Here is a 21,327-nt window from a genome sequence, read left to right on the forward strand (position 1 = left end):
TTGGTCTGCACCAACTAATAAGGTTTGAAAAGCGCCTTCAGGAAATCCTGCTTCTCGGAAGATTTGTTCGATCGCTAAAGCGCATTGCGGGACATTTGACGCGTGTTTGAGTAAGCCGACATTTCCTGCCATGAGGGCGGGTGCTGCAAAGCGGAAAACCTGCCAAAATGGGAAATTCCAGGGCATTACTGCGAGAATTAGCCCCAAGGGTTGATAACGCACAAAGCTCTTGCTGGCATCTGTCGATACGGCAACGTCAGCGAGAAAGTCAGCCGCGTGTTCGGCGTAGTAGCGGCAAACTGAGGCACATTTTTCGGTTTCAGCGAGCGCACTTTTCAGGGTTTTCCCCATTTCAGTGGTCATGATCTTACCGAAGTTAACCTTGTCTCGCTCCAGAATCTGGGCGGCTTTATTCAGCCATTCGGCTCTTTGTTGCATTGACGTTTGGCGATATTGCTCAAACGTCTGTTGCCCTAGTGCTAGCTTTTCTGCAATGGACTCAGCGCTCTCGGCCTCAAATGTTTTGATGGTCTCCCCGGTTGCTGGGTTAATCGTGGCGATACCCATAAGCTCGTTCTCCAACCCCAAATGTAGATGGGTCTATTTTTTGTTTTCCTTGTTTCCTTAGTCTAATGCCACCCTCAGTTTCGAGCAGCCAATAATGTAGATTGCTTTACAGTTTTTTGCCTGGGTTGAGGAGCCGACAGCAACTATTACTGTAAATTTTTTCAAACAAAATATAATCACTCACTTCACTAAACTTGGCAAATCTTAAATAATTATTTATTTTATTTGAGAGTTACAATAGAATTGAATTACAGAGAAGTTAATTCTCAAGCTAGCTTGACAAGATTTTTCCTTAAACACACAGCAAAGACTGAGCAACCTAGCGGCTCGCCCCCAAATTACAGACCATCACAAGCGCCAGACAGCCGCTTGGAGAGTGCCCTGTCCACTCTTATAACTAGAGTGATATGACCGTCGTAGAGCTTCCCTTAAGGACAACATGGATGACTTGGAATTTTGCCATTGTTGTAAACCCACGTATGGCGGTGCTAGTGATAATCCACGCTCTATCGCCAGCAAGCTGCTGATTTTAGCCGTCGATGACGATGAAGACAACTTGTTGCTTTTAGCTTATGCACTAGAGCCTTTAGGCTGCGGCTTGATCACCGCTACTGATGGTTTGACCGCTCTACGCAAAGCACAAGTCCATCGCCCGGATATAATTTTGCTCGATATCCTCATGCCCTATATGGATGGCACTGAGGTAGTCACGCACCTGAAGAAAGATGTCAAAACAAAGACGATTCCCGTAATTGCCGTGACGGCCTTAGCCAGAAAAGAAGACCGAGAACGTCTTCTGCGGGCAGGCTTCAATGACTACCTCAGCAAGCCCTATATGATCGAAGAGATTGAAGCCTTAGTGCGGCATTATCTCCGCTTGCCCGCTGCTATTTTTTGATTTTGGGCACTGCTTCGGGGTTGCGAACCTCTGGCGTAACCTCCAAAACCACAATGATGCCAGTGCGACCGGTTTCCAGAGTGGCATCGCTGAGGAGGTCAAGCACAGCAACACCCAGCACTTCCTGTATCAGCACTCTTAATTGGGGTTTAATGGCTTCATCCAATTCTGAGCGAACTTGTTGGGCTAATTCAGCCTGACCCCTATCCGCTAAGAGTTGTTCGGGTGGAGTAATCGAGCCTTCGAGAATAATTGCCACCTTTTCATCAAAGATTTGGCAAGTCACCTTCCCTGGCTGATGGCCTAACTGGTCGCGATACAAAGCCTGGAGTCGCTGTGAAAGCAGGCGTTCTAACTGCCCTCGGGTAGGCTTGGAGGACTCCTGTGTCATAGGGGGGTGTTGGTGAAGAATAAAAGGATCTAAAGGCATATTTTAATGATTATCCAACAATTTTTGTGTTATTGTTCTAGCGAGCCTAGATTCTTGACAAGCATCTAGATTTGTGTAGCAGGATACTCTTGCCTTTAATAGTACACATCCTTGTCAGTGAAACGTGAGCAGTGACCCGTCAATCAAAAACTATCCTTAAGTGTGAGGCTTCCAGTTTCTTGCGCGTTAATCTTGCAAGAGCAACGGTTAGCTCAAGACATTCCCAAAAATGCGAAATAATTTCGTATTTTTGGTCTTAATTTTCGTAATTTTGCAATTTAACCCTAAAATAGTGCTAGAAACAGGAGTTCTCTTGACAATTCTCAGCAGGACTCCTCTAAAAGCTACAAATCAGCGCCGATTCAATACAAGCCAATCTGTAATAAGCACCGCTAACTCGCGGAAGGATTGCCTTGTCTACATTGCTGTTATGAGGATATCGGGAAGACCCAACTTCTCAAGAGCAGAATATAGAAGATATGAACGTGAATACGAAATTTTCCTTGGGTATCGGCGAGAGTGCTACCCCCCGACAGCCATTGGTCTTGGTTGTAGATGATAATGAAGATAACTTGTCACTGCTCGCTTTCTTGGTAGAGCAGATGGATTGTACACTGCTGACCGCGCCCAATGGTCAGACGGCTCTAGATTTAGTAGCAAATCATCAGCCGTCGCTGGTTTTACTCGATATGATGCTACCTGATTTAGACGGACTGGAAGTCTTAGGTCGCATTAGGCAGAATCCAGTAACAGCCAAAATTCCGGTGATTGCCGTTACGGCTATGGCGCGACAACAAGACCGCGATCGCATCTTATCAGCAGGCTGCAATGAATACGTGACTAAGCCCTATAACGTTGATGAGATAGAAGCACTGATGCGTCGTTATTTGAGTCAATCGGGTTGAAGGTTTGTAGGTTGAAAGTTGAAGGTTTTGAAGTTGAAGGTTGAAGGTTTGAAGGTTTGTAGGATGCGTTAGCGACGCGTAACGCATCCATGTTGATGGGATAAAAGGTATCTGGTATCTGGTAGAAGTACGTCTACGCCTAACCCGCTCTACTGTAACTTACGCCTCAGCGCTTTGAGGATAAATCAAAATTTTGTAAGTATCGGGTGTCGGAGCGATCGCACGTTCAACAGCATCGGCTAATTTTTGTAAGGGGTAGCGATCGCTAATCAAGGCATCCACATCAATGCGACGATTGAATACAATATCTGTTGCCAGAGACTGAACTCGATAAGAGGAACTATAACTCCCCATCAGATCGATTTCTCGGCGGTAAAGCAGATTGGGATTGATGGGAATTTCCACCTCATCTGGAAACTCGGCAAAAAACACGATCTTGCCGCCTTTGCGGGTACAGTCTAAGGCTTGGAAAAAGGCTTTTTCGCTGGGAACAGCCAGTAGGGTAGTGTCAACACCCATGCCTTCGGTGAGGGCGAAAACTTTCGCTTGTAACTCGGGATCGCGGGCATCAAAAGCCGCTTCTGCACCAATGGCTTTGGCTTTCTCGATACGACTGGGGATCAGATCCGTTGCGATCGCTTTAGCCCCGAAGTACTTCACCAGCATAATAAACATTAGCCCGATCGGGCCAGCACCGGTGACTAAAACGGTTTGACCAGGGTTCACTTGTGCTTTTTTCACCGCTTTGAGGCAGCAGTTCGTGGGTTCCACAAAACTCGCTTGTTCAAAACTCACCCCTTCGGGGATAGGAATTAAACCCCCATTGCGGACGATGTGACCAGGTACCTTAACATAGTCTGCAAAGCCGCCACCACTAGGAACAAACCCAGCGGTTGTAGAGATGTTCTTATAGACTTCGCACATTGAAAAATTATCATTCAGGCAGTAACCGCAGCGCATACAAGGGATGTGGTGCATCACAACAACCCGTTGTCCCACCTGCCAACCCGTGACATTTTCCCCAACCGCTGCAATGACACCAGCGGTTTCATGTCCATAAATGCGGGGTGGGTCATACAGAGGATAACGGATTTTTTTGATATCCGACTGGCAAAGTCCCACCACTCGCACCTGCACCAGCACCTCATCAGCTTGGAGTTCTGGAACTGGCACCTCTTCGTAACTTAGCTGATTCACCCCTCGGAATACTTGCGCCTTCATGCACTGCTCCTCTTCGTCCTGGCAATTTTAGACTTATACCATTCTCCTCTGTTCCCCTCACCTCTGTGCTCTCTGAGCCTCTGTGGTTCGTTGCGATTAGAGAATGTCGCCTATTTTTGAGCAAATCGCCACACCCCATCCCAATCTTCCGGTACACCCTCCTCCATCAACTGATTCACCCGCTCCAAATACAGCTTCGCAGCCTTATCCGAAAGATTAACAGCTAACACTTGCTCAAAGTAGCGTTTTGCCTCAGCAAATTCTTGATCGCGATAGTGTTCCAATCCCTGCTCAAAATCGGCTTGAGTCTGGAACTTCATCGCTTTGAGCTCTTCAGGCTCACCATCCATCACTTCATAGACAGAAATTGGCTCACTCTTACCTTTCACAATCGCGCGATCGAGGAATCGAATCTCGTATTGACTCGGATCGCTCAGCCTCTCCAAAACCTGCTCCGAGATTAACATCGACACCCCATAATACTTAGTCAAGCCTTCCAATCGTGCTGTCAAATTTACACTATCGGAGAGTGCATCGCCCTGCATACGATTTTCTTCTCCCACCATACCCACCATCAAGTGACCGACGTGGATGCCGATGCCAACCTGAATGGCTTGATAGCCTTTAGCTTGCCGCTGTTGGTTGTATTGCCGAATCTTCTTGAGCTTGGCGATTCCAGCCTGCACCGCATCATCAGCACCATCGGGGAAGATGGCCATCAGACCATCCCCCAAGTATTTGACAATAATACCGTTATGCTGTCGGATTGCTGGGCCTACCCGTTGTAAATAGGCATTGACGAAGGTAAAGGTATCCTGAGGTGTCATGCTCTCTGACATGGTGGTAAAGGAGCGGATATCAGAGAACATCACCGCCATTTCTTGGCTGACGTGGTCACCTAAATGGACATGGGTCACATATTGCTTTTGCAGAAACTTGAGATATTCCAGGGGGAAGAAGCGAGCAAAGGCATTCTTGTGGCTTTCTAGGATTTCAAAGGATTCTTTAAGCTGTCCTGCCATATCGTTGAAAGACTTAGCCAGTTGTCCGACTTCATCGGAACGGTCAATATCAACCGCTTTATCCCATTCACCTTTGGCAATATCTTTGGCAGCAAAGTTGAGCCGAATCAGCGGTTCTGTGACCCACCGAACGGTGAAAACGCCCATAATAATCGCCACAATTAAGGTTGCAATACATAGCAGGATGGTGGTGCGGGTATTAGCGTTGATTTGATCCATGAAGTCAGATTCTGGAACAACCACCACAATCAACCAGTCCAAACCATATTGATCTGTGAAGGGAGACACCTGGAGGAATTGGCGCTGACCGTTGAGGATAAATTCGAGTTGAGAGTCTTTCGGAATGCCTTGAAGATTAGGGAAGCGATCTCGTAAAAAAGCCGCGCTAGAACGCATGAGCCGATCCTCGCTGTCCCAAGCTCGGAGGCGTTTGGCGTCTTTGGAACGTCCAATCACCAAGGGTTGACGCGTCACTGAACTGGCGACTAACTCTCCTGACGGTTCAACGATAAACACTTCCCCAGAGCGACCAATTTTCAAGGTTTGCAAAAACTTACCAATTTGTTCAATACCCAACTCAGAAGCCAGAACGCCTAACAGTTTTCTCTCACGGCTGTAAACGGGCAGACTTGCCTTAATTTGCAGGAAGTCATAGCCTGTATTAACGTAAACCTCACTCCAAGTCGGTCTTCCGTGCCTGACAGCAGCTCTGTAGTAGGGGCGAGTTCGTGTATCGTAGTTAGGAACGGTTTTAGCCAGCTTAACTCGATTCCCCTCACTATCGATGTCGTAGTAGTAGAGAGTGCCGCTGCCGGGGGTGAGTTGTTCGGCAATTTGAGGTTGCTCGGAAGTAGACTGACGATTGACCCAACCAACACGAGTAAACTGACCTTGTTCATTGGCAAAGCCAATATTACCAATAGATTCGTAAGTTTGAACTTGCCGCCAGAAGTAACGTTGAGCCTCTTTAATTTTCTGAAAGTCCAACAGTCCCAGCCCAATCGCACGAGCATTAAATTGATTTATCCGTTGAGGAACATCAACATAAGTTTGGATGCGATCGCGAACATGGACGGAGACTTCGCTGCGCAGCTGACTGGCAAGGTCATTCACTGCTTTCTGCCCATTTCTAAAGGAAAGGTAACCCACCAAACCAACGGCCCCAACTACTTGCATCACAAAGGGAACAATGAGGATGACTCGTAGTGGAACTTTACCCAGTGCTTGCAACAGCTTCCTCTGGGTTCGCGGGTGAGGAGGTTGCCTTTGGGTAACGGTGGCAATAGGGATTTGAGCCGAACTCTCTTGTGCCGCCGTACTGGAGGATTCCGCATGTGTAGCTGTTACAGTGGGAGTTGCATGAGCAGGCATTGCAACTTGAGGTGCTAGCGGTTCATGGGGTTGGAGATTGGACGCAGTTGGGGCGATGGCTTGATTAATCCCTGTATCCGGTACCGAGGCAATTACCGGTAAGGTGAAGGTGAAGCGAGTTCCAAAGCCAACTTCAGACTCAACCCAAATTTTGCCCCCGTGCAATTCCACCAACGCTTTGATGATGCTCAATTCCAAATCTTTGGTCTCAGACTGCTGAATGGCGAGGTGATCGGCTTGGTTAAACAGCTCAGAAATAGCTTCTAACTCAGCCTCTGAAATCCCTGTACTCGTGTCGGCAACGGTAATTGCTATCTGCTCTGGGTTTCCTGTACTAGGCTCGTAGCGATTAGCTTTGCCACCGCCCAAGGGGCGATCGCTGATAGCTACGGAGATTTCGACAGAACCACGTTCTGTCAACTGAATTGCCTGCTCAACCAGGCTTTGCAGAATCTGTTGCAGGCGTTGCTCATCGGCATAAAGGGTAGGCCAATCAGCCGGAATGGAATTGACCAACTGCAAGTCTTTCTCACCCACCCAAGTTTGGCTGGACTGCAACACCACTTCAACGAGCGATCGCAAGTTCACGGGTTGCCATTGCAGTTTGATCTCTCCTTGTCTGAGCTTGGTGAAGTCACGGATGTTGTTGACTAAGCTGAGCAGTTGATGAGCGCTCTGGGTGATTGTTGAGAACTTGTGTCGTTGCGCCTGAGAAAGTTCTCCCGTTTCCTCTTCTAAGAGCGACTGGATGACATGAACCATGCCATTGAGGGGAGTACATAATTCGTTAGAGGTGTTGATCAGGAATTCCTCTTTCAGTTCACTCAAACGCTTCAATTGAGCATGTTTTTCTTTTAGGGCTTGGGTGAAGCGAATGCGATCGACCTCGGATTGTTTGCGTTTAGTAATATCTAGAATTGCATTGAGCAGTACTTCCTCTCCATTGAGCGTAAACGGTTGAATTGAACTCGCCCCCCAAAATCCTGTCCCATCTATCTTTTTAAAGCGGATTTCGTAGTTTCGTAAAGAGCCATTTTTCGCATAAATCTCCAACAACTTTTGTCGATCATCGGGGTCAGCATAGAAATCAAGCGTAGAGCGACCGATTAGTTCCTCCATTGGCTGACCAAACATGGAGCTGGCTGTCGCATTGGCATACAGAACTTCACCGTCAGCTAAACGCGAAATCAGGAGAGTAACAGGAGTCGCTTCGGCAATGAGGCGAAAGCGCTCTTGACTCTCCCGCCTTGCTGCTTTTGCTTCCTCTTGTAGTTCCTCCTCGATAACATCACTGTGTTCTGTCATGGCTTCCAGGATGATTTCCAGGTCAGCTTTTTCTTGTTGAACTGTTTCTAGTTCCTGACTCAGATGAGTGATTTCTAACAGCAGCTGTTCTAAATTCGGACTATTTGATGAGGGACGAGGCGCTTCGGAGTGGATTGAATCAGACATAGGGGTATTTATACAATTTTGGATTTTGGATTTTAAAACTTTCGCGAGTGGGTTGTTTGGAAAATTTAACTATTGAGGGAATAAAGCAAAACCCTATTAACTGGTTAGAGATTGAATCAGTGCGGCAGAACTGGGAGTAGATTGAGCTGATTCGACGCGCTCTACCTTGCTTTTCTCGTTTGCGCTATTACAGCCTCCCGCCAGGGAGCCATCTCTTCACCTAGGCTTACATTTACAACTAACGCAAAAGCCCACCCCTTTAAGGAGTGGGATGAGCTTACTATATCAAAGGGCTATTCGTAGAGTGAAGTACATAGTGCCGCTCGATAGGGAAGGCGTTGGACTTATAGCCTCCCCAGAACCCCACTGCCAGTTAAGCGAAATTCGTCAGGAAGCAATACTGCTCGGTTAAACAGAGAAGGGGATTTTGTTCACGATTGAGACTCTCCATCCTGCTTTTGCTGCGTTTTTTGGTGTCTGTTGTTTGAAGCTGTGTCGAAACCCCAAAAGTACCCTCAAGGGTACTTTTTCTTTCTTGATTAGGAAAAGCTGTTCATCTGTATGAATTATTTCTTAGGAGAAAATAGTCAATCAAGGTGCTTTTGCAATGTTTCCTCAATCATTTAACCAACAAGTGCCTCCACTGCTACTCGCTCAACTTGATGCGCTCACGACAGACAGAATCGACCGCTCTACTAGGCTGCAACAGTTGCTAATGGCAACGAAGGCATCCTCTGATACGCCAGTGAACTATGACCAGATAGAAAATATATTAGAAGCACTACCAGAAAGCCTGGACAAGTTAATGTTATACCAAGCCCTAGCAGAACTTCAACAAGCTCAAAAAGTGGCTCATGAATCCATGAATTCACTTGAAGATTATTTATACCAAGTTCCCCTATTGAATCCTTCAGATTCATCTGAGAGGTTCCCTGGTTTGAGCGTTTCTATCCCCTACATTTCTCAAGATAAAGAGACTCGTAGCGACGGGCTTGAATTTCCAAGGTAAATTCTTGTTCGGCTTTTTGACGAGCGCGATCGCACAATTTCTGATACCGTTCTTGGTTCTCTAACACCCATATAATACCCTGAGCCAAATCCTCGCTATCTAAGGCTTGAGCGAGATAGCCATTGTGCTGATGTTCGATCAGCTCCGGCATCCCTCCGATATTAAAGGCAACGCCAGGGGTACCACAAGCGATCGCTTCCATTACAGTGTTGGGCAAGTTATCTTGAGTGGAAGGAGCAACAAAGACATCCGCTGCTGCATAAACCACGGCTAGAGAAATCTCATCACTCAGTCTTCCCAAATAATGAGAGTTTAATCCCAATTCAACTGGCTCTTGAGGTCGAGATGCACCAAAGATCGCAATTTCGATTTGATTGCGCCATTCAGTTTTACTGAGGCGTTGTAAAGCTTGCTGAAGTAAGTAAAATCCCTTGCGGCGATCGCTATTGGGATACATCGCCCCAAATAATATCAGTTGTTTATCTTGAGGCAAATTCAGGAGTTCTCGCGCTATCTGTCGCGGGATAGGTTTGTACTGTTGAGTATCCAGTCCATTGGGAATGACTTCGATAGGTAAATCTTGAAACAGAGAACTCGAACGGGCACATTTGGCTAGCCAGGGACTGGGACTAACCAGGGTTAAGTCTAAATTTTGCCAAGCTTTGGCTTTACGTTGCCATACCCAGCGAGAGATATCCCAGCTTTTCGCGCTACCCAGTTGAGGACAGGTACCACAGGAATTTTTATAGCGATCGCACTCTTGACTATAGTGGCATCCACCTGTGAAAGCCCACATATCATGCAGCGTCCACACTAAGGGCTTTTTAAATTTTGCGATCGCTTCTATGGGTAAATAGCCATGACAAACCCAATGCAGGTTAACGACATCTGGAGTGAGTTTCGCTATTTTTGATACGATTCCCGTCGGTAGCCATTCGAGTGAAAAGTCGCTAACATCCCGCTGGGGATAACCTTTTAAGGGCAGAGCATCTAAACGCTCAGGTAGCTTTAACTTCGCGCTAAATTTCCCTAACGTTGTTTCTGGGGAAAATACAGTGCGATCGTCACTATATTTTAATTGCACCAGAATTTTCGAGTCTACACCAAGACGCTGCAAACCCTGATGCAATCGGAACGTTGCCCGCCCTGCCCCTCCACCGTCAGACTCACTAAGATGCAAAATTTTCATTAAAAAATCTTACTGGCGGTGATGACTCATTTACAAGTAAAGCACAATGAACAATTATTCACTTCTGTGATACCTATCTGAAGAGAAATTAGGTCTGGAATTAAGCTCTGTTGAGTTCTGTTGGCAAAAGCTTGTGCTTGATTATCAATGTTCATCGAAGCTGACTTAGGTTATTAAACTTAAAAGTCTAATATTTTTTTGAGTTTATTTTGAACTTTTTTCAAGATATTAGGATCGTAATCAAAAAGTGTTCTTTGGGTTAATTTATCTGCCTCTAAATCGCGGATAATGAAAGGTGGATGTTTTAAAGGAAAATCCATCGCTTCTGTTGCCATTTTGATGTATGGGTCTTTTTCATCATGAATATGAGTTGCTTCTGCACCATACCCAATATTAGTGACCAAATTTCTATCAGAAATAATACATAAGCCGTTTTGAAGCCAGCAGGCAAACATCCATTTGAAATCCCATCCAGTTAGACGCCCATCATATAGCATTTGAGCCGTTCTTTGCCAAACTTTGACAGCATAGGGGTCTTCTAATATATCTTTCATAAACTTTCGGTCTCGCACTTCTGGCCAGAGTTTCAGGGAAACATCGAAGTATTGCCACGAGCGTCTCCAAGTTGCCCATCCCCAGCAAAGCGTAAAGCGAGAGAAATAGTAACTGTATTCCGTTCGTTTGCGTCCAAACAAGACATTTTGTCCTGATATATTCATGATGCGTTCGTCGTGGCGATAGCGTTCTAACAATTGTTCACAGTAGGGAAAAAATGTGGGATCGGGCACACAATCATCCTCTAAGATAATTGCTTCTTCAACGGTGTCAAACACCCAATTTAAGCCATCAATAATCCTCGGGTCGCAAGCTAAATTAAGATCGGAGTAATTTTTGAAAACTTGGCAGTCCCAATCTACACGATCGATAATCCCACGGGCAGCAGCGCACTTTTCCCGATCATCAGGTCGGTTGGAACGCGGGCCATCGGCAATGACTAAAAGCTTGGAAGGTTGAGCTTGGCGAATAACTTCAAACACCTGCTCTGTGTGATAGGGACGGTTGAAGATAATGAAAACAACAGGAGTTTGCATCTACCGAGTCAATTATTGGATTTTATTGAACTTATTTTCCCTTAATAAAGCAATAGATAATCAATAAATTAAACATCTCCCGATTATCTAGATTTTACCTATTTTCTGGATTTTTTTTCTCATTCGCTTAATCAATCCCGGCTTATAATCAAATAAAGTCTTCTCCGTAAAGTCATCAGCTTGACGATGGCGTACTATAAAGGGTGGATGTTTTAAAGGGAAGGTAACTGCCTCTACAGGCATATTACTATACTTACTGTCCTTATCGGTCGTATGAGTGGCTCCGACTCCATGACCGATATTGGAAATTAAATTGACATTGGGCAAAATTGTGAGAAAATTTTGAGACCAGCAATTTAACATCCAGGGAAAGCCCCAAGAATCAAGCTTTTTTTCGTAAACCATCTGAAAGGTTCTCGTCCAATCTTTTACAGCTTTCGGGTCTTCTAGGATGTACTGTAGTAAATTTTTATCCCTCACTTCTGGCCATAATTTCATCTCCAAGTCGTAGTGCTGCCAAGCTCGTCTCCAGCTTGCCCATCCCCAACAATGAAAGTAGCGAGAGAAGTAGTAAGTATACTCCGTCCGATTATGCCCAAACTGAACATTTTGTCCAGAAATCGAACCAATTCTTTGATCGTATCGATAGTAGTTAAGCAATTCTTCACAAAAACGGAAGAATGTCGGATGTGGGACGCAGTCATCTTCCAAGAAAATTGCTTCTTCAACAATATCAAATACCCATTTTAACCCGGTAGAAACGCGCAAACTACAACCTATATCAATCTCTGCATAATTTTTCAGAACTTGGCAGTCCCAATCGACACGATCAATAATTGCACGAGTAGCTGCGCATTTTTCTGCTTCACCAACTTTTCCTGCACCGGGTCCCTCAGCAATTACTAAAAAGATTGGGGGTTTCGCTTGGCGAATAGCCTCAAACACTTTCTCAGTAGTTTCAGGTCTTTTGAAAATAAACAACGCGACAGGAGTCTGCAACTGCCAATCAGCCATTGTTAACACCCCTACGAGCTTATTTAAAATAGTTTAAGCAAGACTCTAGCAAAATCTCTTTCAGCCTAGTAGAACTGAAAACCTTCTTACTAATTACCTGCCTGATTACCTACCCATCAATCCCAAGAGTGCAATACCTTTGGTTTGTTGGATAAAGATCTTTCGGGTAGGAGGGTAAAATGCACCTACTGCGTAATCCGAAACGATTTGAGCAATCACAGTTGCGATCGCGGCTCCTAATCCCCCATAGTAGGGGATGAGAAAATAGTTTAACACGATATTCACAACGGCACCGGCTGCGGCTGTCGCGGCGGAAAATTTCATTAATCCTTCTGTTGTGATCCAGGTTTCTCTGGCCACCCCTAAAGACACAAATAAACCCGCCCAAATATGTACATTTAATATGGCACCGGCTTCTGTATAATTTTTGCCATAAAGCAACGTAACAATTGGGGTAGCTAAAAAGGTAACCGGAATGGCAACGGCATAAGCCAAGATTGACACGGCACTAAAGAGTTGTTGCAGCCGTTTGTAATAAACTTCTTCGCCGATGTCCTTGGCTTTTACGATGTAGGGAAATACAGAACTCACGATCGCACTGGGCACAAAATACCATAACTCTGATATTTTGACAGCTGCTGAATAAATACCTACAGCTCTATCTCCAACCATCTGCCCCAGCATCACTTGGTCAATCCGCAGATAAATCATGATCACGATGCCTGATAAAATTAAGGGCCAGCTGTCTTTAAGTAATGTTTTGGCATATCCAAAACTAACTTTCCATGACCTGATTAAATTGCCACTAAATCGATAACTGATAAGATAACCGATCGCACTCAACACGTACTCGACACTCATCGCGATCGCAAAAGCTATCAGCGGCGCTCTTACCTGAAGTAATACAATCTTGACGCCAGTCATGATTACATAGGCAACATTTCTTGTTATTACTGAATATTTTGACTGTATTTGAGATTGGAACCAAAAATCAATAATTTCAAATGATTGAACCACTGTTCCACTAGCAATAATTCCCACTAACCAAAGTGTTTCCTGAGAGTAAAGGGAGCTATTAGAAGTGAACAATATTATGAATCCAAGCGTTGCTAAAAACGTTAAGCTGCTACTAATAAGCTTGAGAACAAAGGCAGTACCTAGCGTTTCATTTTGGCAAGACGGATCACGGGCTAAGTTGCGGATAACAATACTATCTAGCCCTAGTTTGGCTAATGGAACGAATAGACCAACAATGGCAATGGCATAGTTGAAACGACCGAATCTTTCTGGACCCAAGTAACGGGTAATCCAAACCCCAACCAAGAGACCTAAAACTAGCTGTACAATCTTTTCTGTAAAAAGCCAACCTGTATTTCCAATAATCTTTCGTAAATTAGGACTTAGGTTTTTATAAATCGCTACTATTTTTTTTAACATCAAATTTTCTCTGACTTAGGGTTTTTGCGCCTCCATATACAAAGACTCCCATTGTCTTTTTGGGTCATCTTTAATAAGTCTTAAATCAGTACCTTCAGAAAAGCCTACTTCTCTGATGTTGCTAAAACCAACTTCCTGTAGAGTACGTCCGAGTAAGTCACTATCCCAAACGGACAAATGTCCCCAGCTCTGGGTAAGCGACCCTATGGCTTCAGCCCCCGTTGACCATTTTTGACAAAAATCCTTTTCTTGATTTTTACCTGAGTAAAAATCAACATATTTCTTGAGATCGGGAACAGTAATTCTCAACCAAGCTTTCGGCTTTAGAGTTCTTAGTATTTCTTTCAGTAAATTAAATCCATCAATAGGATAAAGATGCTCGATAACGTGTTCAGTAAATATACCATCCCAATAATGACTTGGGCATTTTAAGGGATATCTCAAATCCTGTCTCCATATTTCTTTTGAATCTTTCCAGAACTTAATTCTAAAAAAATCTGCGTTTACCCAATCCTCAAATATTGTCTTTCCACATCCTAAATTTAAAAGCTTAACGTCTGGATTGACTATAGGAGGTGGATTGTTAAGAAATAATCGCCCAAATAAACTTATTGCTTCAAATTTTATATAACTTTTAAATGTCAATTGATAGTCTTTTAAAGACATAAAATAATTTATCAATTGGAGCGTATTTTGACTTGAACTTGCCATGAATATTTTTCCAAAAAAGTGAGATTATTTTTTTAGACAAAATAATTATATTTGAATTATTCAGGATAAATTATTAAGTTTTTGTAAATATTCATAAAATCGCCTAACAATAAAATTCACATATAATAAAACTTAAAGTTTCTCTTGTCGCTCATTTTTCGCAGTATCCAAAGTTAATCTCACAGTAGTTACTACATACCAAAACCAAATACTGGTAGGGCCAAGGAGTCCGGTTTCAGTTAAATTAGTCATCAAAGTATAGGTTAAAAGTAACAACGGCAGTCCAGCTTCAGGTAATCGATTTTTACTCAAATAAATGACAGCTTTGGCTACGTTATTAAAAAATGAACAAGCAAATAGCGACAATCCTAACCAACCTACACTAAGACCTATATCTAAAAAACCATTGTGAGAATGCTCAGGTTGAAACTGAGTTTTGACTACAATAACATCATTAGCTGGATTGTTTATTCCTCGCCATTTTTGCCAAAATCCAGCAATTCCATAGCCCAAAATAGGACGTTGGTTAATTTTCTCAACAATGATTGGCCAAAAGTCCGTTCGTCCAGTTAGTGTCATATCTTTGTTGAGAGTATCAACGACTATAAAATTCAAGTTTTCTGTAACGACAATAGTCAGACAAACACTTACTATCATAAACAAAATAATAGAAACAAAAGCCCACTGAACTGTCATTTTTTTGGCAATACTAAAATATCCCCACAAGCTGATTAAGCTCACCAACAATACTTTGCTTGCACCGCTGTCCCCTTGAATAATTGCAAAAAAAGATATAACAAAAAATAGCAAAGATAAATTACGTTTCTTTGAAGAATAAAAAGCATACATTAACCACCATAAAGCAGTTTGAACCATCACAAAGGAAAAAGTATTTTTGTGCCCTAAGATACCATACCAAGCTGGTTGTTGATTATCTTTTAATGCTTGAAATACGCACAATATAACCACAATTATATTAACCCATCTCCAAAATCGATAAATTTCTGTCCAAGAATATTGCTTGCCTAAGTAAATGGCAAAAATAGAGGTTAAAAAAATAACTAAAGCAAATCTTAGACTTACAACAGGTGTTTCAGACCACAAAAAAGAAAACCCAACCATTAAAATAAAAGAACTGAAAAAAGGAGCTTTGTAACCAAGGACAGCTAAGACATTGATAAAGTTTTTTAAGGTATAACGGAGCCGTGAAGATAAAATCGACAAAAACATGGCATAAAAACTCAGATTGCCAAACACAGTAGGGGGTGTAGTTGATAAAAACGCTAAAACTTGAGGGTGTAATTTTGGTAAAGGGCCAATTAGAGCACCTGCTGAACCAGCTATAGTTATCACAAATATCCCAAAAAATAAAATTTCTAACTTTGTAACAAGGCTTTTGTTTCTACCAGCAAAATGAAAAATTAACAAAAAATAAATTAACCCTACAGATATCATTAGAAATATAATTGACGGACTGCTTAAGAGAAGTTGTTGCATATTTTTAATCCTATTGACTTCAACACTTTTAAGGATAAATTATAACTAGACCTTGGGAGCATATTCTTATTCCTATCACAAGTGAAAAATAGCCTCTTGCTGTATACCAAGTATTAATCGGTACAGGATTCATTCCACTACCCTCCTGAAAGCAGGCTGTACTCCCTGTAAAGATATTTGTCTACGCTATGCTGTAATCGCGTCATGAGGGAAGGGAAAGTCAGCGATATGAACTGGGTATTTTCGGGAACCTTAAGCGTTGAAACAGTGACAGTCACCATCACCGATTTACCAACATCCTTGAAAGGCACAAAACTCGTACAACTTTCAGATTTGCACTATGATGGCGTGCGACTATCGGAAAGCTTGCTGGCTCAAGCCATTGAAGCCTGTAATCAGGCTGAACCCGATTTAGTGCTTTTAACCGGGGACTACGTGACGGATGACCCCAACCCAATTTACCAACTCGTGCAGCGATTGAAGCACCTGCAAAGCCGTTTGGGCATTTATGCGGTACTGGGTAACCACGACATTCACTATGGTCGGTCAAAAGTACAAGTGCTCGACGGACTGACCAGCATTGGAGTGCGCGTGTTGTGGAATGAAATCGCTTATCCTTTAGGCCCAGAACTCCCCTTGGTGGGATTAGCCGATCTCTGGTCCCGTGAGTTTAATCCCGCACCCATCATGAATCAGATCGACCCGAAGACGCCCCGCATTGTTTTGTCACACAATCCTGACACGGCTGAGCTCTTGCAACAATGGCGAGTCGATTTACAGCTATCGGGTCATACTCATGGGGGCCAGGTTGTGATTCCAGGATTTGGACCAGGACCTGTATTGCTGGAAAAGCTTCAGCCCCATGTTCCCAAACGGATACAGCGCTGGATTCCTTTCATGAAAGCCTGTGCCAGGGTCGTTAAACATTGGGAATGGTCGCAAGGACTGCATCAAGTCGGGAAAAATCAGCTTTATATTAATCGTGGTTTGGGCAGTTACGCACCGGGACGCCTATTTTGTCCGCCAGAGGTGACTGTTATTACTCTGGTTTAGAGGGGAAGGGGCAAGCGCTTCACCTGGCTAAATATGTAAACTCAAGGGGCGAGTAACCCTCCGCAGCAGTACGAGGTGCGATCGCCATACTCTAGCTTTAGCTATACTACTTCTGAGAACCTTAGCATCAGGCTCAGATCATCTCATCCGTCAAATTCCTGTGTAATTTGCTGGCAGCAGCGCGAAATGCGATCGCAAACTAACCGTTAGCACTCCCTGGACTATTGAAATTTCTATCTTCTGGGTGCAAAATGTGGCTTTGGCTGTCAAACTCAGGTTTCATCCATGAGAAGCAAATGGCTCCAGAGCTGGGTATTCCCTCCAACTTGGTTACGGTTTTTAATCATCATCCTCCTAGTCCTGGGTATCTTTTTTCGGTTTGCCAATCTTGACCGAAAAATCTACTGGATGGATGAAACGTATACCTCATTGCGAATTTCAGGTTACACAGAATCAGAAGTCGCACAGCAACTCTTGCAGGAGCAGCTTCTTAGTGTTGAAGATTTACACCAATATCAACGCATTAACCTTAAAAAAAGCATCGTAGATACTGTTAAGGGTATAGCCGACGAAGAACCCCAGCTACCCCCCCTCTATTTCATATTGGTGCGTTTTTGGGCGCAGATGTTCGGCGATTCAGTGGCAGCAATCCGAAGTTTTTCCGCCTTCCTGAGTGTGCTGGCGTTTCCTTGCATCTATTGGCTGTGCTTAGAATTATTTGAGTCGTTGCTAGTGGGATGGTTAGCCTGTGCCTTGCTTGCTGTTTCCCCTTTTCAATTAGTGTACGCCCAAGAAGCACGCCAGTACAGTTTGTGGACTGTGGCGATTTTGCTCTCCAGTGCTTCACTGTTACGAGCTATGCGCGTCAACACTTGGCGCAGTTGGGCTATTTATGCAGCAACCCTCACACTGGGTGTTTATTCTCACTTGTTTTTCGTATTAGTTGCCATCGCCCAGGCTATCTATGTATTTGTTATTAACAATTATCGTTGGAGTAAGACGCTAACGGCTTATTTCCTAAGCTTTTTGGTAGCAATCATCGCTTTTTCCCCTTGGATTGCCGTGATTTTAACAAACTACCAGCAAGCCTTAACTATGACAGCTGCTCAAGATACTAAGACCCCTTTAGTATATTTTCTTAAAAGTTGGCTAGGCAACCTCAGTCGTAATTTCATTGATACGGGGTTTTCCTCCGGTTCACCTTTTGGGGCACCCTGGTACAGTTTAGTTTTACCAAGCCTCAGTATCTTAGTTATAACAACCTTAGTTGCCTATTCTATTTTCTTTTTGGTTCGCCATACTCAAAAAAAAACTTGGCTGTTTATCGTTATATTAATCAGCTTTACTTCATTAGCGCTCATCATACCGGATTTAATTTTGGGAAGGCGGACTTCAGTTACAGGCCGATATATGATTCCCTCTTACTTAGGAATTCAGCTAGCTGTTTCTTATCTTTTGGGATCTAAAGTTAACCCTACCCTTCTCTCCAACGGGTCAAATAAATTCTGGAAGCTTACCCTGCTTGCATTACTCACTAGTGGCGTCATCTCTTGTGTAGTCGTTTCCCAATCTGAGACTTGGTGGAACAATCTTACAGATACCCAGAATCGGCAACTTGCTCAAATTATCAATCAAACGAGTAATCCGTTAGTCATTCAGGAAATAGATTCCTCTCCACCTCGCTATAATGTTTTTAATCTAATTTCTTTAAGCTATCTCCTCAAAGCAGATGTGAAGTTTAAGTTTATACCTAAAGATACGACGACTGAGATTCCCCAGCCGTTTAGTAATGTGTTTTTTATGGCTCCGTCTACTGTTTTAAAATCAGGAATTGAGAAAGAGTATAAAGCTAAGATAGAGCCCATCAATCAGAGTAAAGAGGGTAGACTATGGAAATTAGTCAAACCCTAAAAGATTTGTATTGATAAAAGAATAGTAGGGAGATTTGTAACATACTCTACAGTTAGGGTATATCGCTCAGGGTAAGATTTTGCACTACCAAGTAAATCATGAAAATCACATCAACAACGCACTGGGCGCTTCCTCCGAGTTGGTTGCGAGTTTTAGTCATTTTCCTGCTAATATTAGGTGTATTTTTTCGCTTCGCCAATCTTGGTCTTAAAGTCTATTGGCACGATGAGACGATTACCTCATTACATTTAGCGGGCTATACAGGGGAAGATGTGCGGCAGCGAATCTTTAATGGTGGTGTCATTGGTGTTCAAGATTTACTGAAGTATCAATATCCCACGCCTGAAACCAGCTTACAGGATACCATTCGCACCTTAATTATAGAAGACCCTCAACATCCACCCATTTTCTATATATTGACGCGACTTTGGATGCAGGGGTTTGGCAATTCTGTGGCTGTGATTAGGAGTGTGTCTGCCCTGATTAGCTTGTTTGTGTTTCCCTGTACTTATTGGCTGTGCGTCGAACTCTTTGAATCATCCCTAGTGGGATGGGTTGCGATCGCATTGAGTGCCGTCTCGCCCGTTTACGTCGTTTTTGCCCAGGAAGCACGAGGGTATAGCTTGTTGATGGTAACCATCCTCCTATCAAGTGCTTCACTGCTACGAGCTATGCGAGTTAAAACGATTGGCAGTTGGATACTCTATGCCGTCACATTGGCCTTGGGGCTTTACAGCCTTCCCTTAATTCTACTGACAGCGATCGGGCATGGCTTCTATGTTGTTTTAGTCACAGGCTTCCGGTGGAACAAGACAATTACGGCTTATCTCCTAGCTTCCGTAGCAGGAGCTTTAGCTTTCACGCCCTGGCTTTCACTGACTCTTAATAGCTTGACGAAAGCCCAAACCTCAACAGCTTGGTCTGCCACGAAGGTTCCCTTATCTCGTTTATTGAAAAGTTGGGTTGGGAACATTAGCCGGGTTTTTTTTGATATCAACCTTGACGCCACTGCTCCGGCAATCTACACAATCCCTCCCGTTTTAATTCTTGTAATTCTTGTAGGGTATTCCTTCTATTTCCTCTGCCGTAAGACGCCATCAAAAATTTACCTTTTTATTTTAACAATGATTGGAGTGCCCTTCCTTACCTTACTGATTCCCGATCTAATTTCGGGGGGACTGCGCTCCAGCGTTCCTCGATATCTTGTGCCTTGTTTTTTAGGAATTTTGTTAACTGTTGCTTACCTTCTGGCTAACAAAATTGTCTCAGCTAGCTTGCGACAACAAAAAATTTGGCAATCCCTAATGCTGCTCCTCATCTGTGCTGGTGTTGCATCATGCGTCGTCTATTCCCAGTCCCAGGTTTGGTGGAATAAAAAACCTAGTGATACTCATGTCCAAGCTGCGACGATTATTAATCAAACAAATCGTCCCTTACTCATTACCAGTTACTATCAGGCTAATTTCGGCGAACTCTTATCAATGAGCTATCTTCTCAATCCAAAAGTGCAACTTCAATTAGTATCGGAACCCAATATACCCAAAATTCCTCAGGGGTTCAGTGATATTTTTGTCTTCAACCCTTCTCCTGCCTTAAAATCTGGGCTGGACAGAGACTACAACAGCAAGGTTGAGCCAATTAAGCCCAGCGAACTCCAACTTTGGCAGTTGAAAAACTAATCAACACTGAGCTGTGCCATTCTGACAACCTGTCAGCTTGCCTCCAACAGCAGCAAAAGGAGAAAAGTTTAAAGTTAAAGTATAAGGTCTGACCCTGTTCGACTGCTAGGGAATCACCGTCCTTTTAGGGCGGTGAGGATGTCAACGTCAGAATTCCCGATCCGCGAGATTACGTACATTGTGAACAGTATGGGGTAAGACCCCCACTAAAAGCGCAAAAGCTTCATCCGGGACTTTAGCAATTGTCTCCGAGTCAAAGTAGTGTTCAAACTGATTGAGAATCATCTGAGCACGTTGTGCCGGAACTGGATTGTCAGTAATCTGTCTCGTGAGTCGAATCCACTGTCGCCGAAGCGCATAAGCCCGTTGTCGCTCATCAGTCGTTTCCGGATAGACCAACGAAAAATTACCGACTAGCAGCACTCGCTCACAATCTAAATCAAATAGTCCACCTACTGCCGATCCAGGTCCAGCAAATTCGGCGTGATAGCGCTTATAGAGAATTAAGCCATTCCGACGCCGACTATTGACGATCAGCAGCTGCTTATCATGCAACTGTTTAAGGACTGCCAATGCCTGTGAGTCTTGAAACTGATCCATGCCACTATAGCCTTGAGAGTCGGCGAAACCTATACGGCGGACAAGCACCTCCTCCTCGTAAAGAGCTGTCTGGCAACGCTGTTTGTTTTCGCTCTCCATCTCAACTCGTATTGCTTAATTTCTCTGAGCAGGGAGGCACCCGGACCAAAAGCACGACCGGCAAACTCAATGGGTATAAATTCTTGAGAATACACAAGCAGAAAAGTTCAGTTTACCATCTGTTTTCAATTACCCTATCAAACAAACTCAGATTCAGTATTGCTCGCTGCT

Annotated in this window: 17 protein-coding genes; 6 read left to right on the forward strand and 11 right to left on the reverse strand. The window is 43.8% G+C overall.

All coding sequences use genetic code 11. The features are described from left to right. On the reverse strand, nucleotides 1–567 hold a 567-nt coding region (locus V6C93_RS06650; protein WP_333475869.1), incomplete at its 3' end, for an aldehyde dehydrogenase family protein. 439 nt (nucleotides 568–1,006) lie between these two features. Here V6C93_RS06650 and V6C93_RS06655 point away from each other — a divergent pair. After that, on the forward strand, nucleotides 1,007–1,465 hold the full coding sequence (locus V6C93_RS06655; protein WP_333475870.1) for a response regulator: 459 nt from the start codon (nucleotides 1,007–1,009) through the stop codon (nucleotides 1,463–1,465). On the opposite strand, the gene V6C93_RS06660 is transcribed toward V6C93_RS06655, so the two are convergent. Continuing rightward, a complete protein-coding gene (locus V6C93_RS06660; protein ID WP_333475871.1) occupies nucleotides 1,455–1,856 on the reverse strand; it encodes a DUF2294 domain-containing protein in 402 nt (133 codons plus the stop codon). The genes V6C93_RS06655 and V6C93_RS06660 overlap by 11 nt on opposite strands. A 518-nt stretch (nucleotides 1,857–2,374) precedes the next feature. On the opposite strand from V6C93_RS06660, the gene V6C93_RS06665 reads away from it, so the two are divergent. Further along, on the forward strand, nucleotides 2,375–2,800 hold the full coding sequence (locus V6C93_RS06665) for a response regulator (protein ID WP_349262631.1): 426 nt from the start codon (nucleotides 2,375–2,377) through the stop codon (nucleotides 2,798–2,800). Between the two features lie 159 nt (nucleotides 2,801–2,959). On the opposite strand, the gene V6C93_RS06670 is transcribed toward V6C93_RS06665, so the two are convergent. Both V6C93_RS06670 and V6C93_RS06675 read right to left on the reverse strand, forming a co-directional pair. Then, nucleotides 2,960–4,021, reverse strand: a complete 1,062-nt coding sequence (locus V6C93_RS06670) for a zinc-dependent dehydrogenase (RefSeq protein WP_333475873.1) — start codon at nucleotides 4,019–4,021, stop codon at nucleotides 2,960–2,962. 110 nt (nucleotides 4,022–4,131) lie between these two features. Next, nucleotides 4,132–7,866: an adenylate/guanylate cyclase domain-containing protein gene (locus tag V6C93_RS06675; RefSeq protein WP_333475874.1), complete on the reverse strand. Its 3,735-nt coding sequence runs from the start codon at nucleotides 7,864–7,866 to the stop codon at nucleotides 4,132–4,134. 607 nt (nucleotides 7,867–8,473) lie between these two features. Between V6C93_RS06675 and V6C93_RS06680 the strand changes: the two genes are divergently transcribed. After that, entirely contained in the window at nucleotides 8,474–8,875 is a 402-nt protein-coding gene (locus V6C93_RS06680) for a hypothetical protein (RefSeq protein WP_333475875.1), read from the forward strand. Here the strand turns inward: V6C93_RS06680 and V6C93_RS06685 are convergent. From V6C93_RS06685 to V6C93_RS06710, 6 genes are all read right to left on the reverse strand, one after another. Further along, nucleotides 8,814–10,064: a glycosyltransferase family 4 protein gene (locus V6C93_RS06685; RefSeq protein ID WP_333475876.1), complete on the reverse strand. Its 1,251-nt coding sequence runs from the start codon at nucleotides 10,062–10,064 to the stop codon at nucleotides 8,814–8,816. The two genes, V6C93_RS06680 and V6C93_RS06685, sit on opposite strands and share 62 nt — an antisense overlap. 179 nt (nucleotides 10,065–10,243) lie before the next feature. After that, nucleotides 10,244–11,155, reverse strand: coding sequence for a glycosyltransferase family 2 protein (locus tag V6C93_RS06690; protein WP_333475877.1), 912 nt, complete (start codon nucleotides 11,153–11,155; stop codon nucleotides 10,244–10,246). Between the two features lie 87 nt (nucleotides 11,156–11,242). Then, nucleotides 11,243–12,169 (reverse strand): glycosyltransferase family 2 protein, encoded by a 927-nt coding sequence (locus tag V6C93_RS06695; protein WP_333475878.1) that lies wholly within the window; start codon nucleotides 12,167–12,169, stop codon nucleotides 11,243–11,245. 105 nt (nucleotides 12,170–12,274) lie between these two features. Then, nucleotides 12,275–13,606, reverse strand: coding sequence for a flippase (locus V6C93_RS06700; protein ID WP_333475879.1), 1,332 nt, complete (start codon nucleotides 13,604–13,606; stop codon nucleotides 12,275–12,277). Nucleotides 13,607–13,621: 15 nt separating this feature from the next. Then, nucleotides 13,622–14,317 (reverse strand): class I SAM-dependent methyltransferase, encoded by a 696-nt coding sequence (locus V6C93_RS06705; protein ID WP_333475880.1) that lies wholly within the window; start codon nucleotides 14,315–14,317, stop codon nucleotides 13,622–13,624. 132 nt (nucleotides 14,318–14,449) lie between these two features. Then, nucleotides 14,450–15,814 carry an O-antigen ligase family protein gene (locus V6C93_RS06710; protein ID WP_333475881.1) on the reverse strand — a complete coding sequence of 455 codons (1,365 nt, stop codon included), beginning with the start codon at nucleotides 15,812–15,814 and terminating at the stop codon, nucleotides 14,450–14,452. A gap of 228 nt (nucleotides 15,815–16,042) precedes the next feature. On the opposite strand from V6C93_RS06710, the gene V6C93_RS06715 reads away from it, so the two are divergent. The 3 genes from V6C93_RS06715 (at nucleotide 16,043) to V6C93_RS06725 (ending at nucleotide 20,457) form a co-directional block, all read left to right on the forward strand. Next, nucleotides 16,043–16,867, forward strand: a complete 825-nt coding sequence (locus V6C93_RS06715) for a metallophosphoesterase (RefSeq protein WP_349262632.1) — start codon at nucleotides 16,043–16,045, stop codon at nucleotides 16,865–16,867. Nucleotides 16,868–17,152: 285 nt separating this feature from the next. Beyond that, the gene (locus V6C93_RS06720; protein ID WP_333475883.1) at nucleotides 17,153–18,778 is read left to right on the forward strand and encodes a glycosyltransferase family 39 protein; all 1,626 of its coding nucleotides are present in this window, start codon (nucleotides 17,153–17,155) and stop codon (nucleotides 18,776–18,778) included. Between the two features lie 98 nt (nucleotides 18,779–18,876). Beyond that, a complete protein-coding gene (locus tag V6C93_RS06725; RefSeq protein ID WP_333475884.1) occupies nucleotides 18,877–20,457 on the forward strand; it encodes a glycosyltransferase family 39 protein in 1,581 nt (526 codons plus the stop codon). A gap of 147 nt (nucleotides 20,458–20,604) precedes the next feature. Here the strand turns inward: V6C93_RS06725 and V6C93_RS06730 are convergent, their stop codons facing one another. Next, nucleotides 20,605–21,156: a hypothetical protein gene (locus tag V6C93_RS06730; RefSeq protein WP_333475885.1), complete on the reverse strand. Its 552-nt coding sequence runs from the start codon at nucleotides 21,154–21,156 to the stop codon at nucleotides 20,605–20,607. Nucleotides 21,157–21,327 lie beyond the last annotated feature (171 nt).

Source organism: Allocoleopsis sp., assembly GCF_036703385.1.
In the GTDB taxonomy this organism is placed as follows: Bacteria; Cyanobacteriota; Cyanobacteriia; order Cyanobacteriales; family Coleofasciculaceae; genus Allocoleopsis.

Excerpts from the sequence above, each read along its gene's own strand:
- V6C93_RS06655 (WP_333475870.1), top strand. The coding sequence starts at position 1,007 with ATGGATGACTTGGAATTTTGCCATTGTTGTAAACCCACGTATGGCGGT.
- V6C93_RS06660 (WP_333475871.1), bottom strand. The coding sequence starts at position 1,856 with ATGACACAGGAGTCCTCCAAGCCTACCCGAGGGCAGTTAGAACGCCTG.
- V6C93_RS06665 (WP_349262631.1), top strand. The coding sequence starts at position 2,375 with ATGAACGTGAATACGAAATTTTCCTTGGGTATCGGCGAGAGTGCTACC.
- V6C93_RS06670 (WP_333475873.1), bottom strand. The coding sequence starts at position 4,021 with ATGAAGGCGCAAGTATTCCGAGGGGTGAATCAGCTAAGTTACGAAGAG.
- V6C93_RS06675 (WP_333475874.1), bottom strand. The coding sequence starts at position 7,866 with ATGTCTGATTCAATCCACTCCGAAGCGCCTCGTCCCTCATCAAATAGT.
- V6C93_RS06680 (WP_333475875.1), top strand. The coding sequence starts at position 8,474 with ATGTTTCCTCAATCATTTAACCAACAAGTGCCTCCACTGCTACTCGCT.
- V6C93_RS06685 (WP_333475876.1), bottom strand. The coding sequence starts at position 10,064 with ATGAAAATTTTGCATCTTAGTGAGTCTGACGGTGGAGGGGCAGGGCGG.
- V6C93_RS06690 (WP_333475877.1), bottom strand. The coding sequence starts at position 11,155 with ATGCAAACTCCTGTTGTTTTCATTATCTTCAACCGTCCCTATCACACA.
- V6C93_RS06695 (WP_333475878.1), bottom strand. The coding sequence starts at position 12,169 with ATGGCTGATTGGCAGTTGCAGACTCCTGTCGCGTTGTTTATTTTCAAA.
- V6C93_RS06700 (WP_333475879.1), bottom strand. The coding sequence starts at position 13,606 with ATGTTAAAAAAAATAGTAGCGATTTATAAAAACCTAAGTCCTAATTTA.
- V6C93_RS06705 (WP_333475880.1), bottom strand. The coding sequence starts at position 14,317 with ATGGCAAGTTCAAGTCAAAATACGCTCCAATTGATAAATTATTTTATG.
- V6C93_RS06710 (WP_333475881.1), bottom strand. The coding sequence starts at position 15,814 with ATGCAACAACTTCTCTTAAGCAGTCCGTCAATTATATTTCTAATGATA.
- V6C93_RS06715 (WP_349262632.1), top strand. The coding sequence starts at position 16,043 with ATGAACTGGGTATTTTCGGGAACCTTAAGCGTTGAAACAGTGACAGTC.
- V6C93_RS06720 (WP_333475883.1), top strand. The coding sequence starts at position 17,153 with ATGAGAAGCAAATGGCTCCAGAGCTGGGTATTCCCTCCAACTTGGTTA.
- V6C93_RS06725 (WP_333475884.1), top strand. The coding sequence starts at position 18,877 with ATGAAAATCACATCAACAACGCACTGGGCGCTTCCTCCGAGTTGGTTG.
- V6C93_RS06730 (WP_333475885.1), bottom strand. The coding sequence starts at position 21,156 with ATGGAGAGCGAAAACAAACAGCGTTGCCAGACAGCTCTTTACGAGGAG.